The organism is Rhodopirellula baltica SH 1, from assembly GCF_000196115.1.
Lineage (GTDB): Bacteria > Planctomycetota > Planctomycetia > Pirellulales > Pirellulaceae > Rhodopirellula > Rhodopirellula baltica.
The window spans coordinates 4,422,881-4,437,495 of sequence record NC_005027.1; the positions used below are offsets into that span (position 1 = coordinate 4,422,881).

Sequence of the window (14,615 nt, forward strand, 5' to 3'; positions counted from 1 at the left end):
TATGGCTTCGTTGTTCGTCATTCGAGGACGTGACCAAGGAAAACACTTCCAGCTCGCACCGACGGTCACGCGACTGGGACGTGAATCCAGCAACAATGTGCAGTTACTCGACAACGAGGCTTCGCGAAGCCACGCCGAAATTCGCGGTGACGGGACGGGGCGTCGTTACGAACTGGTCGACCTGGGCAGCAGTAACGGCACACTCGTCAACAATCGCAAGATCACACGGCACGTACTGACTAGCGGCGACCGAGTGGAGATCGGTTCGACGCTGCTAATTTTTACCGGCACCGGCAACGTGTCGGCTCTCGATGCGGCTCACGGCGTCGACATCGTCCGGCAAGTCCGCGGGGGCGATGCCAGCAACATTGTTTCTTCGTTGTCCCGCGAAGGCGTCGTCTCGCCATACACACCGGGTGGCTCTTCATCCAACGGCCCATCAACCGATAAACCCGCGACCTCGCCGACGACTCTGCCGCCACCAATCCCGCCACCTGTCGAAAATCCTCCGACGCCATCTGAGGACGAAAGAGTCGATTCCTCGGCTTCGGGTTCTGATCCACCTGGTCAGTTCCACGGACCGCCTGTCATCGGTCGACTCGATGCAGACCGTTCACTGGAAGTCATGTACTTGACCGCGATCGCGGTGGGACGGACCGACGACTTGGATGAGGTGCTGGACCGTGTTCTCAAGTTAGTTTTTGACTGGGTCGAAGCCGATCGCGGATGCATCATGCTTCGCGACCCGGAATCCAAGCGACTGACCCCGGCCGCTCGCTGCGATCGCGAATCAGCGACCGGTGGAACAAAACAAAACCCTTCATCCAAACCACAAGACCGTATCCAAATCAGCCATACGATTTTGGATTACGTTCTGCAACACAAACAGGGCGTTCGCACAAACGACGCGCTCGATGACGAACGATTCGATTCCGCCGCTTCGATTGTTCAAGGCGGCGTTCGCGAAGCCCTTTGCGTTCCTTTGCAGGGCAGATACGAAATCGTCGGCATGTTATATGTCGACACTTACACCACACCAGGAGAACTGGTCCGCAAGGGCGGTGCGACGCGATTCCATGACGAACACCTACGGCTGATCACCGCCGTTGGGCACCAAGCCGCACTCGCGATCGAAGACACGTTCTATTACTCAGCACTCCTGCAAGGCGAACGACTGGCCGCGATGGGCCAAACGATCGCTACGCTTTCACATCACATCAAAAACATCCTTCAAGGCGTTCGAGGCGGCAGCTATCTGATCGAATCAGGTCTGCAAAAAGACGACACCGATGCGATCCGCCGGGGATGGTCCATCGTTGATCGCAACCAAGAACGAATCAGCAATCTCGTGCTCGACATGCTGACGTTCTCAAAGGAACGCGAACCGGATCTGCAGGAAGGCAATCTGAACGAAGTTGTCAGCGACGTGGTCGAACTCATGCAGAGCAGGGCAGGGCAGAGCGAGATTGAACTGGTTTCCGACCTGGATGCCACATTGCCAATCGCCACCTTTGATAGCGAAGCGATTCACCGCGCCGTTCTGAACTTGGTCACCAATGCAATCGATGCCGCCACGAAAACAGTTTTGGTCAAAACGTTTTACGATGCGGCTCAAGGCTGGATCGTCGATGTGGAAGACGATGGCGAAGGTGTTCCCGAAGAAGACCGTGAGCAAATCTTCTCGCTCTTTGAGTCCAAGAAAGGTGCACGAGGCACGGGCCTGGGTTTGCCCGTCAGCGCAAAAGTGCTGCGTGAACACGGAGGCACATTGACCGTCGACGATGCGGCAAGTGGAGGAGCCCGTTTCCGAATGATCTTGCCGGCCACCGGCACCGATATCAACGAACTCTCACGCAGCGAAACCCAAGCGTAGGGGTAGTTAGAACGGCGTGAAGGACATTCGAAGACTGATGATCCCCCCAATTCGATTGTCCACACCCGGGCGAGCCTTTTCATCGGGGAATTGAGAGAACGACTTCCGCTCCTTGCTTCCAAAAGCAACACGCGGATGGTGCAATTCATCAGTTCAGGCTTCGTTCAAAACCTCGTTGGGTGCCATTGCAGGCTGCCGACACATGAGCCCACCATTCCGATTCCAGCACCAGTGTTCGATTTGGCAATTGAATACGGGAAAGTTACACTGCTGTGGGCCGATTGGACTCAACACGCCGGAGCCGAACGATGAAAACACGACGATTATCACGCGAAGAGATCGGTAGTCGTGGCTCGGAGATCTATGAAACGCAATTGAAAAAACTGCTTGAACAAGGCTCGCGAGACCAGTTCGTTGCGATTGATGTGGAAACCGGTGACTATGAAGTGGCGGATGAAGCTCATGCTGCTGGAACACGGTTGCGCCAGCGTCGTTCCGATCCACAGGTCTTCATCGCCAAGGTCGGCCATTCAGCTGCATTCCACGCCCTGAGGCTTACTAGCGGTGACGGGATCGAGCGGAATGATTGAAGGCAGGATCGACAATAACGTTGAAGCCTTCGTTGACTTAGAGATTCAACTTGATGACACGACCCACACGATCGCTTTCTTGGTTGATACTGGTTTCAATGGATTCCTCTCGATACCATTCCGCTTGGTCCACCAACTCGGCTTGCCATTGTCGGATGTTCAGCAGGGCGTGACCGCCGACGGACGCTCAAGCTTCTTCGACACGGTTGAACTGACCGTGATCTGGCATGGAAATCCGCTGACCGTTCAAGCCCAAGTACTCGACGAACCCTTGCTCGGAACGAGGCTTCTGCGCGGTTCCAAAATAGAAGCCGCTTGGATTCAGGGTGGGATGTTTCAAATTGAATTGATTTTAGATGGCTGATCTTTTGTGATCGTTGTTGCAGAGCTTCACAAAATGGAAGTCAAAAAACAGGAGTGGAACAACAATTCGGCATTCACCCTCCAACCCTTTTTCGATTCCAGCGCATGGTTTGATGCGACTCGGTAGCCCGTTCGGACCAGCGAGCTGGATCGAATCGATCGCTCGACCTCGGACAACAATCAAGGCAAGGGTGAGCGGATAATGATCCATCCAAGGGAAATGCGAAAGCAATCAGTCAAGACGATGAATGAACTTGGATTGGTTTGCCTTTCAGGCTGAGCGATCAGGGCAAGATGCTTTTCCTGTGCGAGCCTACGTGATTCGAAAGCGTCGTCATGCACTTAGTTGAATCTCGAGCAAAGAGGCATGGGGTAACGTAGTTCTTGATACCTAGGACTATTGTCATACGTTGATTCGCTGACGTTTCATGAGCGAGACATTCCGGCCAAGTTGAGATGCCGTCACTTAAACTCCAACGAGTCAAAGAACTCCGATGGCTTGTCCAATTCACTTTCGTTGGATCGTGGCTTGCGTTGGCCGCCAACCAGATCTTTGATTTCGGAGTACGGCGAGTACACCGCGACCACAAGGTTTCGATTGTGAACATAGATTTCGCAGTCCGACCCTTCGATCGCTCCCACACCGGATTGCATGGTCCCCGCCATTCCCTCCACACCAGATCGGGTAACGGGACGAGGATTCGACAGACGGATTCTCATGTCTCGCAACAATTCCGCGATGGGAATGTTCGGATCGATGACAGCCGGCAAATCAGCCACCACCAGTGAATACTGAGATCCGGTTTCTTTCCTCCGGCCGGTGAGCTCATGAACGGTCGTGCCTGGAAACTGCTGCGACTTGTCTCTCCGGTCTTCACCCGCAGGCATGCTGACGGTGTAGCCTTTGTACGTTACCGATGTCCAACCACTGTGACGCGACCCCAGATACCCAACCGCAAAGATTCCGCCGGCGCACAACAAGACACACAATAGGCCAAGCCCCGCGATCGTGCTGATGATCTTCACAGCAGCCTTGGATCCACCACCTCGCTTTTTCGCGGGCTTGGGCGGTTGGTAAACGGTGACCGGTCCCGAGGGACGAAAGACTGAGCTCGGCGGTGCCGCTGCCGAAGAACCTAAACTGGGCAGGTTATCAAACAGGTTTTCTTCGGGAACATGGACCGTCACGGGCGCCCGAACTGCAAGCATCAACTCACACTTCGGGCACTTCACTTTTCCTGCGCCCATCGTCGCGGGAATCTGCAAAGTGGTTTTGCATTGAGGACACACAATCCGACGTCCGGCCATCGAAACTCCCGCGGTTCATCATCGAGCAATGAGCGGGAAAAAGTGTCACATACTTTTGATGCAAAGCACGCAGCAGGCCGTTCCGGCAAAAAGCACCTGACACTTTCTCCCAACCGTTCTTCGACAGTGATGCAACAGTTGGATTGGCCCGTGTGCCAGTTTACCCCAGCGCGACGGCGAGTGCTTCTCGAACGATGGGCAGAACTCGGTCTTGGACCTCATCCAACGTGCCTTCCAAAAAGGCTCCCGCGGCAGCTTTGTGGCCACCGCCGCCAAATTGACGAGCGACCTCGTTGCAATCCAAGCTGCAACGACTCCGAAAGCTCAATTTGAAACCACCTCGCACTTGCCCGACGAAGATTACACCGGCTTGGGTGCCACGAATGGCCAACGTCAAATTGATCGCGTCCTCGGTGTCATTGGGTTGCGCGCCACACAACTCAAAGTCTTCTTTGTTGACCGATGTATAAACCAACGCCCCATCCATCTCGGTGGTCGTTCGAGACAGAATCAGCCCGCGAAGTTTCAGCCGGCCGAGCGTGTCACGTTCATACAGATCGCCGTAGACTTCGCTGGGAACGACACCTGCATCGATCAAACGAGCGATCGTGCGGTATGTGTCCGATGTAACGCTCGGGAACCGGAACCATCCCGTGTCGGTCGCGATGGCAGCAAACAAAGGCGTCGCCATCGTTCGCGTCAGTGGAACATTCAGTGCATCGGCGGCTTGAACGACCAAATGACCTGTCGCTTCGGATTGGTAGTCCTTGTACATCCTCGCACCCAACTCATCTTCACCCACGTGGTGATCCAGCACCATCTTGTCGGCGCGAGACGCACGGATGACATCGCCCATGTCCCCAAGCTGAGCCCATGCGCTGGTGTCGAGAATCATAATGCAGTCCGCTTTCACATCTTCGGCCTCCACTGAATCGCCCAACACCTCGATGTTGCCAGCGGGATCCAAGAACGACAAAGCCGGCGGGGTCCGGTGAGCATTGATGATGCGAACATCCTTCCCAACCGCTCGCAGGACTTCTGCCATTCCCAATTCGCTGCCTAATGCATCGCAGTCGGGACGAATATGGCTGACCAAAACGAACGATTGGTAATGTTGAATTTGATCAACAAATGCTTTCCAGTTAACTCCCACGAGCGGGTCTTTCTTTCAAGGTCGAGATTGAAGAGATGAAACCGTCTCACGAACGGTTTGCAAATCGATTTGCAATTGTTGTTTTAGGGCGGACGCGTCGGCGAACTTGATCACGCCCCGAACTTGACTCACCAAAGTCAGCGACAACGATTTCCCATAAAGATCGCCATCATAGTCGAGCAAGTGGGCTTCGATCTTTGTCTCTTGGCGTTCGTTGAACGTTGGGTTCGGACCAATGTGAACCGCGGCGGGATGATTGGTCGGTCCATCGCATTCATCTCCGCACGCCAGCGCCGCGTAAACACCGTGCTCAGGAAGCAAGGTCGTCACGCCGCCCAAATTCGCGGTGGGAAATCCCAATGTACGGCCGCGTTGTTCACCGGTCGTCACCACACCGGTCAGACGGTAGCGACTGCCGAGCATTTGATTCGCCAAGACGATATCGCCTGATGCGATTGCTTCGCGAATGCGTGAACTGCTGACCATGCGTTCGTCGCGAACCGATGGAACCACGATCTCGACGTCAATTTGACGCTCCGCAGCCAACTCTTTCAAACGAGTTGTGTTGCCGGCACGATCGCGTCCAAAGAAAAAATTCGGGCCTTCGATGATCGCCTTGGCTGACAACTGTTCCACAATCAATCGCTGGAAGAATTCTTCGGCGGTTTGATTCAAAAAATCGCGAGTGGCCTCGCAAACCAGCAAATGATCGATCCCCGAACCGGACATCAACTCCGCCCGACGCGACAAACTGGTCAAACTGGGTGGTGCCCCGTGTGGCCGCAGCACCGATGCTGGGTGCGGATCCATCACGATTGCGATTGCTTTACCGCCAACCCGCTGAGCATGCCATCGGACACGTTCGAGCAAAGCACGGTGTCCCAAATGAACCCCATCAAAATTGCCGATACTGACCGCACCACCCTGAAGCGATAGATGCAGGTCGGAGTCGCCCGCAAGGTCGCTCAAGTGGATCAGGGAAGTCATTCAAACGGAGCAGGGCAGGGGAGAGGCAAAAAGAAACGAACAGATTGGCCTCAGTATGCCTGATTCACCTCGATTTCGTCAGATCCCATGGCGGGGCGCAATCTTTGATTCAGTGGCTTCAGTCCGCAGGCTGAGTCATTTCATCCGCGACCAAGGCCAACGCATCCAGTGCATGCAGAGAAGTCATGCCCGCGTGACTCCATCGGGCCGCCGCCTCGTCACCACAACGACCATGAATCCATACACCCAACTTCGCCGCATCGGGACCGCTCAAACCTTGCCCAAGCAACGATGTCACGATGCCGGTCAACACGTCGCCGCAGCCCGCCGTGGCCATCCCTGGATTGCCCGTTGTGTTCTGCCAAACCTGCTTTCCTCCGTCCCCATTTTGATACGCAACGTGTGACGGTCCACCTTTTACAACGATGGTCAAACCCAATCGACACGCCAACTCTGCCGCGGCTTCGACTTGGGCATCGACATCCTTCGCAGACGCTCCCGTCAAACGCTGCAGCTCACCAGGATGTGGCGTCAGAACGCACGCGGCATCGGCCTTGCTTCTTTCGAACCGGCCATCTGAAAGCCAATCGTTTTGAGCGATGATGTTCAACGCATCCGCATCCAAAACCAACGGCAGATCCTTTTTCGCGAGCAGCCCCTCCACGATCGTCGCCCCACCTGATCCCGTCGTCATGCCGGGTCCACAACCGATGGCCGCCTGAGCTGACAATCGATCCTTCAACGACTGCCACGCCGGATCGGCAAACTTCTCCCCGTCATCGCCCAGCCCAATTGTCATCAACGCCGGATGAAAACCGGCTACACAATCTAGAATGCAATCGGGAACCGCTGCCGCCACCAAACCCGATCCCGTGTGCAATGCAGCGATCGATGACAACGCGATCGAGCCCGCCATGCCGCGTGAGCCACCGATCAACAAAACGCGACCAAAATTGCCTTTGTGAGCCGATGCTTCGCGATGCGGAATCCGCAGCGGCGGCGGGCTGGTAGACTGAGTCTCAATGGATGGCATTTCAGGCTCGCAGGTTGATTGATTGTCGCACTATGCAGGTCGGCAGGAATGATCGGGTAGAACCTCACGTGGGCGAGTCTCTCTGAGACTCGCAAATGACAGCGTCTCGGAGAGACGCCGCTACGTGATCAAACCCAATGACTCCCGCTCACGAACTTAGCAGTGAGCGGGAAGAAGATTTCCCGACCGTTCCTCCCGTCGCGATCAACGTATCAATCGGAGCGGATGAAATGCAAATGGCGTGCAAACGTTGCACCGCTGAACCGGATCCTGATTCATGAGTCGCGTGGCTTTCCCGAGCCAAACTTCTCTACGTTTAATTCGTCGCAATTTCCGTTTGTTATGCAGCCCACACCGCTCCGTCGAATTCTGCTCGGCTTGGGCGTGTTTTCGCTGATTTGTGCGATCGCGATCATCGCTTACATCCAAATGGGATGGTCCGTCAGCGACGCGATCTACATGGTCGTGATCACGATCTTTGGTGTCGGCTATGGCGAAGTCAAACCCGTCGACACACCCGCTCTGCGAACACTGACGATTGCGATCATCGTGTTGGGGTATGGAGCCGCGATTTACACCGTCGGTGGATTCATTCAGTTTCTAGTTGATGGCGAACTACAAAGCCTTTTGAGGAATCGAAAAATGAGCCAAGGCATTGCCAGTCTTCGCGCACACACGATCGTCTGCGGATTTGGACGCATGGGTGTCCGCGTGGCCGAAGAACTTCAGGAGCTTGGCCAACCGTTTGTCGTGATCGATGAAAACGCGGCCCGCGTCGAGGAAGCTCAACAAGCGGGAATGTTGGCCATGGTCGGCAATGCCACGGACGAAGACATCCTGATGGCGGCCGGAATCGACCACGCTCGCGGCCTAGCAACGTTGCTGCCCGACGACGCTGCCAATGCGTTCATCTGCGTGACGGCGAGAGACCTGGCCGAGAAAGTCGAAATTGTTTCGCGAGCCGAGAACCATTCCGCTCAAAAGAAACTGATTCGCTGCGGTGCCAATTACGTTGTGATGGCAGCAACCATCGGTGCGATGCGGGTCACTCAGTTGCTTGTTCGCCCGACCGCGTCTGCGGTGCTGGAATCCCATGGACTGTCGCATGGGATCAGCGAAGAACTGTCTGCCATCGGTTTGAACTTGGAGGAACTGCGACTGACCAGCAGCTCTCCATTGGTGAGCAAACCGCTCGCCGAAATCCAAGTTCGCGGCAATCGTGGTTTTCTAATTGTCGGTGTGAAGCGTGGCGAGGATCCGATTCAGATGAACCCCAGCGGCACTTTGATTCTGGAAGTCAACGATATCGTGATCGTGGTCGGTCACCAAAACGACATTGCCGAATTGTGCTTGGCTCACAAAGTCCAACGACAAGAGATTCTCTATCGGGGCGTCAAAGGCTGATCGCGATCCGCCATCATGCTTCTTCTGCCGAAGCCGCCTCTGATTTCGCATTGGCAATGCCGCTGGCGATCAAACCAGCGAAGTAGCCGCCTTTGAATCCTGCATCAATATTGACCACCGCAACATTCGCGGCACACGATGTCAGCATGCCCATTAGTGGCGTCAGGCCCGCAAAGTTGGCTCCGTATCCAGTGCTGGCGGGAACCGCGATCACGGGTGTGGCCACGTGCCCGGCCAACGCCGCCGGCAGAGCGCCTTCCATTCCTGCGACCACCACAATAGCGGCAGCCGCTCGCAATCGGGGGACGGCGGCCAACAAACGTTGAGGCCCGGCGACCCCGATGTCGTCGATGCGTTCACAAGCGACCCCCATCCATGCCAATGTCTCCGCGGCTTCTTCCGCCACATGCGCATCGGTGCTGCCCGCGGTGACAACGGCAACGTGGGTTGAGTGACCTTCGACACCGATCGGATCCAAATTTTCGTCCCCGCAACCGATTCTCAGCGTGCGTGCGGACGGGTTGTACCGAGTGTTTTCGAAAACTCGCCGCAACTGAGCCGCCGCGGTCGCATCAATTCGCGTGATCAAACACCCTTGGCCGACCGCGACCTGAGTTTGCACGATCTGGGTCATCAGATCGGTTGATTTCCCCTCGCCGTAGATCACTTCGCCAAAACCACAGCGGGCGAGACGTCCCAAATCGACGGTCGCGCCGGGCACCGTTTGCATGTCCGCAGCTGACCCGATCGAGCTGGCCTGAATGGATTCCGCCGCGGCTTCCACGTCGGTTTGCCCCGAAGCGAGGTCCTGCAGAATCTGCAGCAGGGCAGGGGAGGGGGGTTGATTGGAGGGTAGGTTCATAGCGTGCTGCTTGACTTTCCGGCCAGGATCCTTCTGACCGTCCTTGCGTGTTTCGCACCGGACAACTTAAATGCGAGGCCTTCAAACATAGCCGATTCCCCCGCATTTGGATGCAGATCTGAGATGAAAAGTTGTGTGCTGGCCTATTCCGGTGGTCTCGATACGTCCGTCATTCTGGGCTGGCTCCAGGACCAAGGCTACGAAGTTCACTGTGTTTACGTGGACCTCGGGCAGCCCTGTGAGGATCGCGATGCCATCATGGAGAAGGCTCGTACCTGCGGGGCCAAGTCCTCTCGTTTGGTGGACGTTCGTGAAGAACTGTGCCGCGATTTTGCTTTCCCCGTGTTGGCGTGGCAAGCCAAGTACGAACAAATCTATCTGCTGGGCACCTCGATCGCTCGCCCGCTGATCAGCAAGGTTTGCTTGGAAGTGGCTCGCGAAGTCGGCGCGACCGCCTACGCTCACGGAGCAACAGGCAAAGGCAATGACCAATGTCGTTTCCAACTTGCTGCCGAAGCTCTTGATCCAAACATCGAAATGATCGCTCCTTGGCGAATCAAATCGTTCCGCGATGCCTTCCCTGGCCGCACCGAACTGATCGAGTACTGCGACGTGAAGCGAATTCCTGTCAAAGCCTCGACTGCAAAGCCATACAGCAGCGATGAAAACGTCCTGCACATTTCCTACGAAGCGGGCAAGCTTGAAGAACTCGACGTCAACGGCGTGGAGCTGGTCGAATTCGGAATGGGCGTTTCACCTCAAGATGCTCCCGACAAACCAGAAGAAGTCACGATCGGTTTTGAATCCGGCGTACCAAAAACGTTGAATGGCAAAGCCGTCAACGCTTTGGAAATGGTCGAGCAACTCAATGACATCGCTGGACGCAACGGCGTCGGTCGCATCGACATGGTCGAAAATCGTTTCGTCGGCATGAAGAGCCGCGGTGTTTACGAGTCGCCCGGCATGACTGTGTTGTACGACGCATTGATGTACGTCGAACAACTCACCATGGACCGCGACCTGATGCACCTTCGCGACCGCATGGCTCCCGAAGTGGCTGAAATGGTTTACTACGGTTTCTGGTACACGCCCAAGATGGACGCACTGATGTCGTTCATCGAAACCGCTCAGCGTCCAGTCACCGGCGAAGTCACGTTGCAACTCTACAAGGGCAACATCATGGTGTCTTCACGAACCAGCCCAAACAGCTTGTACGACGAAGAGATCGCAACCATGGAAGGCGGCGGCTCGTACAACCAAGACGACGCCGAAGGCTTCCTGCGAATCCAAGGCTTGCCGTCGCGAGTCCAAGGCCGCGTGTCACCACGCAAGTTCTAACTTGGATCAACGATTGACAGGGCAACGACTCAAGTCTTTGCCAACTCAGCATCGCGGCGAGGTTCAAAACCTCGCCGTTTTTTTATGGACGCGAGTTATCTCTCCAATGCTCGACTCAAGGTTGCGTCGACGCCCATTCGTCCAGCACATCGTCCGATAGCGGCTCACCTCCCGTCGGAGTGATCAATGCCTGGACCGTCAACGGTGGCGTTGTATCGGGCAAGAAGTATCCGCTGCCTTCCACCGTCGCGACGCAGACACCCCCATCGGTTGCTCCCCCCAAACCATTTCCCGAAGGCGGATTGATGAGTCCACCGACCGACCCGATATCCAAATCGTAGGGCTCCATCCACGATTCAGTCATCGTGTTCATCTGACCCTCGGCTAGCAAGATCGTCTTCGTCGCCCCATCGGTCACCTGCCGAGGTCCCAATGGTCCCGTACTGGGAAACAATGTCCCGGCGCCGGTCACCAAGTGATAGACGGTGCCTGTTCCCCAACTACTGCTTTCCGGATGCCGATAGACCGCCGGTGTTTGGCTGTAAAGAAGCATTTGGTTTTCGCCCTCATTCCAGGGAACATCCTTGTCGATCTGGTTGTACAAACCGTCCTCGTCCAGATACGGCAGAATCGTCACCCGCCACGAGTGCAGTTTTCGTCCCGCGGCATCCACCGTGTACGGGGCAGGGTAGACGCCATGATCGGCAGCGTACGCATTGAGTGCCGAGGCGATCTTTTCCAGATTCTTGATGCTGCTCAATCGCTGGCGGCCCGTGCGAATTTTCTTGGCCGTCCGGCTGCCAACTTGAACCGCTGCAATCAAACCGGCTCCGATCAGCAGCAACGCCAATCCGGCCGCGACAAACCAAATCGCCGACTTGTTGCGTTTGCCAGGACGATTTCCCATCCGCCGCGAACCAGCAAACTCAGGCATCGTGATTTCGCGACCGCATACGACGCAGTCGCCCGTGCGACCACTGTATTCATCTTCCACCTCGGTTTGCGATTGGCAGTGTGGGCAAGTGAACAGAAACGTCATACGATCCTTTCATCTAATCAGTGATGCACCGCGTGTGCGTCCAGCCACCAATTTAGCCCATCTCGCCACGACTTGGATCGCGAACCACCCAATGAAAATTGTTTTGCAACGCAGCCAACACGCCAGCGTTTCTGTGGATGGCAAAATCGTCGGTCAGATCGAGCGTGGATTGGTGGCGTTGATTGGCATCGGTCACGAGGACACGGAAGCAACCGCATCCGCATTGGCCGATAAGACCGCTGGACTTCGGATTTTTTCGGACGACAACGGCAAAATGGAACGCAATGTAATCGATGCCGGTGGCGACGTGCTCGCGATCAGTCAGTTCACCTTGCTGGCAGATTGCCGCAAAGGACGCCGGCCAGCGTTCACCGATGCGGCACCGCCAGATCGTGCGAACGAGCTTTACGAGCACTACGTCAGTGAACTTCGCAAAACGGGATTGTCGGTGCCTTGTGGGATCTTCGCGGCCGACATGGCTGTTTCACTGACAAACGATGGCCCCGTCACCATCATCTTGGAACTGTGACGCACGTTCAAAGGTGAGCGGCAGTTATCGCTGGGGCAGGGCAGGGGGCCAATTCGGTCGGGCAACTCGCTGGCCCATTCCCGGCTGAACCACACCGGGCTGCGTCGCACCAGGCTGAGCCGGTGAGGGCCAGCCAAAGTTGGAAGGCGACTCCTGCGGCGATGTCACTCGCGGTTGCCACTGCGGCGGCTCGCGACTTTCCCAGGGCGCGAACAACGACGGATTGGTGTAGTCCGGATTGATCTCATCCTGGCTCGGAACGGCGTAGCGATCGCGATCCATTCGCACTCGCTGGCGAAGCCGGTCCAAAATTTCGTGATCGCCCCATGCCAAATAGATGAACAACCCGAGCTGGCCCCAAACAAAAATGTTGGCCAGCGGACTGCTGCCGAAGAATTTCAACGCCGTGCCGAACGATTTTTTCACTCGCATCGAGCCACGACTGAAATCCAACGACCAAATCTCGTCCAAGATCAAATGGGTCAGGAAACCAACCAGCACCGCGCACGACTTGTAGACGCGAACCGCTTCGCTGGCGCAAGGCATCGCCATGTATGCGATCAATCCCGCGACCAGCGCCGCTGGAATGCTGTGCCACATGCCTCGGTGAACCGTGAACTTACGGAAACCCTCCACGGCAACAAATCGAATCGCGATGTAGACGATCATTGCGGCGAGCGCCATCGCTTCGTGTGACAACCCCAAGTCTCGCCATCGATCGATCATCAGCATCGGTACGACCGCCGCCAAAAACAGACTCGTTTCGCGAAGCGGCACGCCGGAATCGCTGTCCAAATCCGGCAACATCCCCGAGACGCTGCACAGCCCACCGGCCAACAGCGCACTCTCCATCGACATGCCTTGATCGAACACGCCCCAATATCCATAGGCGCATCCGACAACGGTGCTCGTCGAAATATGGGTTTTGAAGCCAGCCAATGAAACGCGAACGGAAAGGAGACGACGGGCGGGGAAGGGTGGTCCGACAAGATTTCCCGAGACACCAACCGCAAGGCCACCCAACCACGAGGGCGGAGCAGGGCGGTCGCGCACCGAGAACCATTGGCGTTACCAAATTCGGGCCCGCGCCCGCCACCGGAAATTTTTGCTCCGCCAATTGGGCCCCTGCCCCCGACGAGTCCCCATCGCCGGCCCGAAAAAAATTGCTGTTCGCCCTGCCCCTTCCATTTTGCTACAAGCGTCAAAACGGTCCGAATCCGTTGCAGCGGTGAAATTGCGCTCATGCAGACTTACGACATTCTGATGACGGTCATCCTGGTCGGCGCAACCTTGTTGGGCGCGATTCGTGGATTTGCATGGCAACTCGCATCAATCGCTTCCATCGTCGTCAGCTATTGCGTCGCGTACCACTATCGCGAACCATTCAGCCAGAACATTCATGCAGCTCCGCCATGGAATCAATTCCTGGCGATGTTCATCCTGTTCGTTGGCACGTCGTTCGTAATCTGGGTCGCACTGCGAATGGTCAGCGGGATGATCGACCGAATGCGATTGAAAGAATTCGATCGCCAAATCGGAGCTCTGTTTGGACTCGCCAAAGGAGCACTCCTGTGCACGATCATCACGCTCTTCGCGGTCACGTTGTTTGGCGAACGAACTCAACGAGCGATCGTCGCCAGCGAAAGCGGCCGCCTGATCGCTCGCGTGCTCGCCGAGTCCAACTCGATCATGCCGCCGGAACTGGACAGCGTCGTCCGACCGTACCTGGACCAGTTCAGCGACGAAGAACTGGGCGAGCCATCGGCCTCAGAAGGATCCTGGCTCTCACAAACTCCGATCGCACCAAACATCGATCCAAACTGGTCCCATTCGAACGCTCCAACGGCGAACAACTTCGCGCCGCAAAACGGCTTTCAACAAGCCCAAAATGACCCGCGATCGCAGTCGCCATTTGGTGGATTTGGAGGAAGCTCAACACCGACGCCCAACGCTGATTTCAACTCTGCCGCGGGCTCGCAACAACCGGCTCCGACTTGGCGTCAATCCGCGACGCCGCTGTGGCAAACGCCACGACGATGATCGCCCGCCATCTTGGAATCGCGATGACGGCGAACGATCGGGGCGGGGCGTATTCGAGATCGCCGGGGCACAGCGATCTGCAACGTCACCAAGCCA

Annotated in this window: 15 protein-coding genes; 8 read left to right on the top strand and 7 right to left on the bottom strand. The window is 56.3% G+C overall.

Annotated features, from left to right (window positions below; genetic code table 11):
• Nucleotide 1: 1 nt before the first annotated feature.
• From RB_RS16935 to RB_RS16945, 3 genes are all read left to right on the top strand, one after another.
• Nucleotides 2-1,873, top strand: coding sequence for an ATP-binding protein (locus RB_RS16935; protein WP_011121786.1), 1,872 nt, complete (start codon nucleotides 2-4; stop codon nucleotides 1,871-1,873).
• Between the two features lie 308 nt (nucleotides 1,874-2,181).
• Nucleotides 2,182-2,463 (top strand): hypothetical protein, encoded by a 282-nt coding sequence (locus RB_RS16940; RefSeq protein WP_007327108.1) that lies wholly within the window; start codon nucleotides 2,182-2,184, stop codon nucleotides 2,461-2,463.
• Complete coding sequence (locus tag RB_RS16945) at nucleotides 2,456-2,827, top strand: clan AA aspartic protease (RefSeq protein ID WP_007327109.1); 372 nt, start codon at nucleotides 2,456-2,458, stop codon at nucleotides 2,825-2,827. Before RB_RS16940 ends, RB_RS16945 begins: the two co-directional genes overlap by 8 nt.
• Before the next feature lie 461 nt (nucleotides 2,828-3,288).
• Here the strand turns inward: RB_RS16945 and RB_RS16950 are convergent, their stop codons facing one another.
• The 4 genes from RB_RS16950 to RB_RS16965 form a co-directional block, all read right to left on the bottom strand.
• Nucleotides 3,289-4,035 carry a hypothetical protein gene (locus RB_RS16950; RefSeq protein ID WP_231845721.1) on the bottom strand — a complete coding sequence of 249 codons (747 nt, stop codon included), beginning with the start codon at nucleotides 4,033-4,035 and terminating at the stop codon, nucleotides 3,289-3,291.
• Nucleotides 4,036-4,294: 259 nt separating this feature from the next.
• Nucleotides 4,295-5,287, bottom strand: a complete 993-nt coding sequence (locus RB_RS16955) for a DHH family phosphoesterase (protein ID WP_007327113.1) — start codon at nucleotides 5,285-5,287, stop codon at nucleotides 4,295-4,297.
• A gap of 15 nt (nucleotides 5,288-5,302) precedes the next feature.
• Complete coding sequence (locus tag RB_RS16960) at nucleotides 5,303-6,274, bottom strand: bifunctional riboflavin kinase/FAD synthetase (RefSeq protein WP_011121793.1); 972 nt, start codon at nucleotides 6,272-6,274, stop codon at nucleotides 5,303-5,305.
• Nucleotides 6,275-6,392: 118 nt separating this feature from the next.
• On the bottom strand, nucleotides 6,393-7,307 hold the full coding sequence (locus RB_RS16965) for an NAD(P)H-hydrate dehydratase (RefSeq protein ID WP_011121794.1): 915 nt from the start codon (nucleotides 7,305-7,307) through the stop codon (nucleotides 6,393-6,395).
• A gap of 137 nt (nucleotides 7,308-7,444) precedes the next feature.
• Between RB_RS16965 and RB_RS28155 the strand changes: the two genes are divergently transcribed.
• Both RB_RS28155 and RB_RS16970 read left to right on the top strand, forming a co-directional pair.
• Nucleotides 7,445-7,588: a hypothetical protein gene (locus RB_RS28155; protein WP_231845722.1), complete on the top strand. Its 144-nt coding sequence runs from the start codon at nucleotides 7,445-7,447 to the stop codon at nucleotides 7,586-7,588.
• A 61-nt stretch (nucleotides 7,589-7,649) separates the two neighbouring features.
• Nucleotides 7,650-8,711, top strand: a complete 1,062-nt coding sequence (locus RB_RS16970; protein WP_164922139.1) for a potassium channel family protein — start codon at nucleotides 7,650-7,652, stop codon at nucleotides 8,709-8,711.
• Nucleotides 8,712-8,724: 13 nt separating this feature from the next.
• Here the strand turns inward: RB_RS16970 and larB are convergent, their stop codons facing one another.
• Entirely contained in the window at nucleotides 8,725-9,573 is an 849-nt protein-coding gene (larB, locus tag RB_RS16975; protein ID WP_007335257.1) for a nickel pincer cofactor biosynthesis protein LarB, read from the bottom strand.
• A gap of 123 nt (nucleotides 9,574-9,696) precedes the next feature.
• Here larB and RB_RS16980 point away from each other — a divergent pair, with 123 nt between their 5' ends.
• Complete coding sequence (locus RB_RS16980; RefSeq protein ID WP_007326489.1) at nucleotides 9,697-10,911, top strand: argininosuccinate synthase; 1,215 nt, start codon at nucleotides 9,697-9,699, stop codon at nucleotides 10,909-10,911.
• Between the two features lie 115 nt (nucleotides 10,912-11,026).
• Here the strand turns inward: RB_RS16980 and RB_RS16985 are convergent, their stop codons facing one another.
• A complete protein-coding gene (locus RB_RS16985; protein ID WP_007326488.1) occupies nucleotides 11,027-11,950 on the bottom strand; it encodes a DUF1559 domain-containing protein in 924 nt (307 codons plus the stop codon).
• Between the two features lie 91 nt (nucleotides 11,951-12,041).
• Here RB_RS16985 and dtd point away from each other — a divergent pair, with 91 nt between their 5' ends.
• Nucleotides 12,042-12,479 (top strand): D-aminoacyl-tRNA deacylase, encoded by a 438-nt coding sequence (gene dtd / locus RB_RS16990; protein WP_164922140.1) that lies wholly within the window; start codon nucleotides 12,042-12,044, stop codon nucleotides 12,477-12,479.
• A gap of 24 nt (nucleotides 12,480-12,503) precedes the next feature.
• Here the strand turns inward: dtd and RB_RS16995 are convergent, their stop codons facing one another.
• Nucleotides 12,504-13,352 carry a metal-dependent hydrolase gene (locus RB_RS16995; RefSeq protein WP_007334974.1) on the bottom strand — a complete coding sequence of 283 codons (849 nt, stop codon included), beginning with the start codon at nucleotides 13,350-13,352 and terminating at the stop codon, nucleotides 12,504-12,506.
• Nucleotides 13,353-13,721: 369 nt separating this feature from the next.
• Between RB_RS16995 and RB_RS17000 the strand changes: the two genes are divergently transcribed.
• Nucleotides 13,722-14,519, top strand: coding sequence for a CvpA family protein (locus tag RB_RS17000; protein ID WP_011121799.1), 798 nt, complete (start codon nucleotides 13,722-13,724; stop codon nucleotides 14,517-14,519).
• Nucleotides 14,520-14,615: the final 96 nt, after the last annotated feature.

Coding starts and splice junctions, on each gene's coding strand:
- RB_RS17000 (WP_011121799.1), top strand. CDS start 13,722: ATGCAGACTTACGACATTCTGATGACGGTCATCCTGGTCGGCGCAACC.
- RB_RS16935 (WP_011121786.1), top strand. CDS start 2: ATGGCTTCGTTGTTCGTCATTCGAGGACGTGACCAAGGAAAACACTTC.
- RB_RS16945 (WP_007327109.1), top strand. CDS start 2,456: ATGATTGAAGGCAGGATCGACAATAACGTTGAAGCCTTCGTTGACTTA.
- RB_RS16950 (WP_231845721.1), bottom strand. CDS start 4,035: ATGCTTGCAGTTCGGGCGCCCGTGACGGTCCATGTTCCCGAAGAAAAC.
- RB_RS16985 (WP_007326488.1), bottom strand. CDS start 11,950: ATGACGTTTCTGTTCACTTGCCCACACTGCCAATCGCAAACCGAGGTG.
- dtd (WP_164922140.1), top strand. CDS start 12,042: ATGAAAATTGTTTTGCAACGCAGCCAACACGCCAGCGTTTCTGTGGAT.
- larB (WP_007335257.1), bottom strand. CDS start 9,573: ATGAACCTACCCTCCAATCAACCCCCCTCCCCTGCCCTGCTGCAGATT.
- RB_RS16980 (WP_007326489.1), top strand. CDS start 9,697: ATGAAAAGTTGTGTGCTGGCCTATTCCGGTGGTCTCGATACGTCCGTC.
- RB_RS28155 (WP_231845722.1), top strand. CDS start 7,445: ATGACTCCCGCTCACGAACTTAGCAGTGAGCGGGAAGAAGATTTCCCG.
- RB_RS16940 (WP_007327108.1), top strand. CDS start 2,182: ATGAAAACACGACGATTATCACGCGAAGAGATCGGTAGTCGTGGCTCG.
- RB_RS16960 (WP_011121793.1), bottom strand. CDS start 6,274: ATGACTTCCCTGATCCACTTGAGCGACCTTGCGGGCGACTCCGACCTG.
- RB_RS16965 (WP_011121794.1), bottom strand. CDS start 7,307: ATGCCATCCATTGAGACTCAGTCTACCAGCCCGCCGCCGCTGCGGATT.
- RB_RS16970 (WP_164922139.1), top strand. CDS start 7,650: ATGCAGCCCACACCGCTCCGTCGAATTCTGCTCGGCTTGGGCGTGTTT.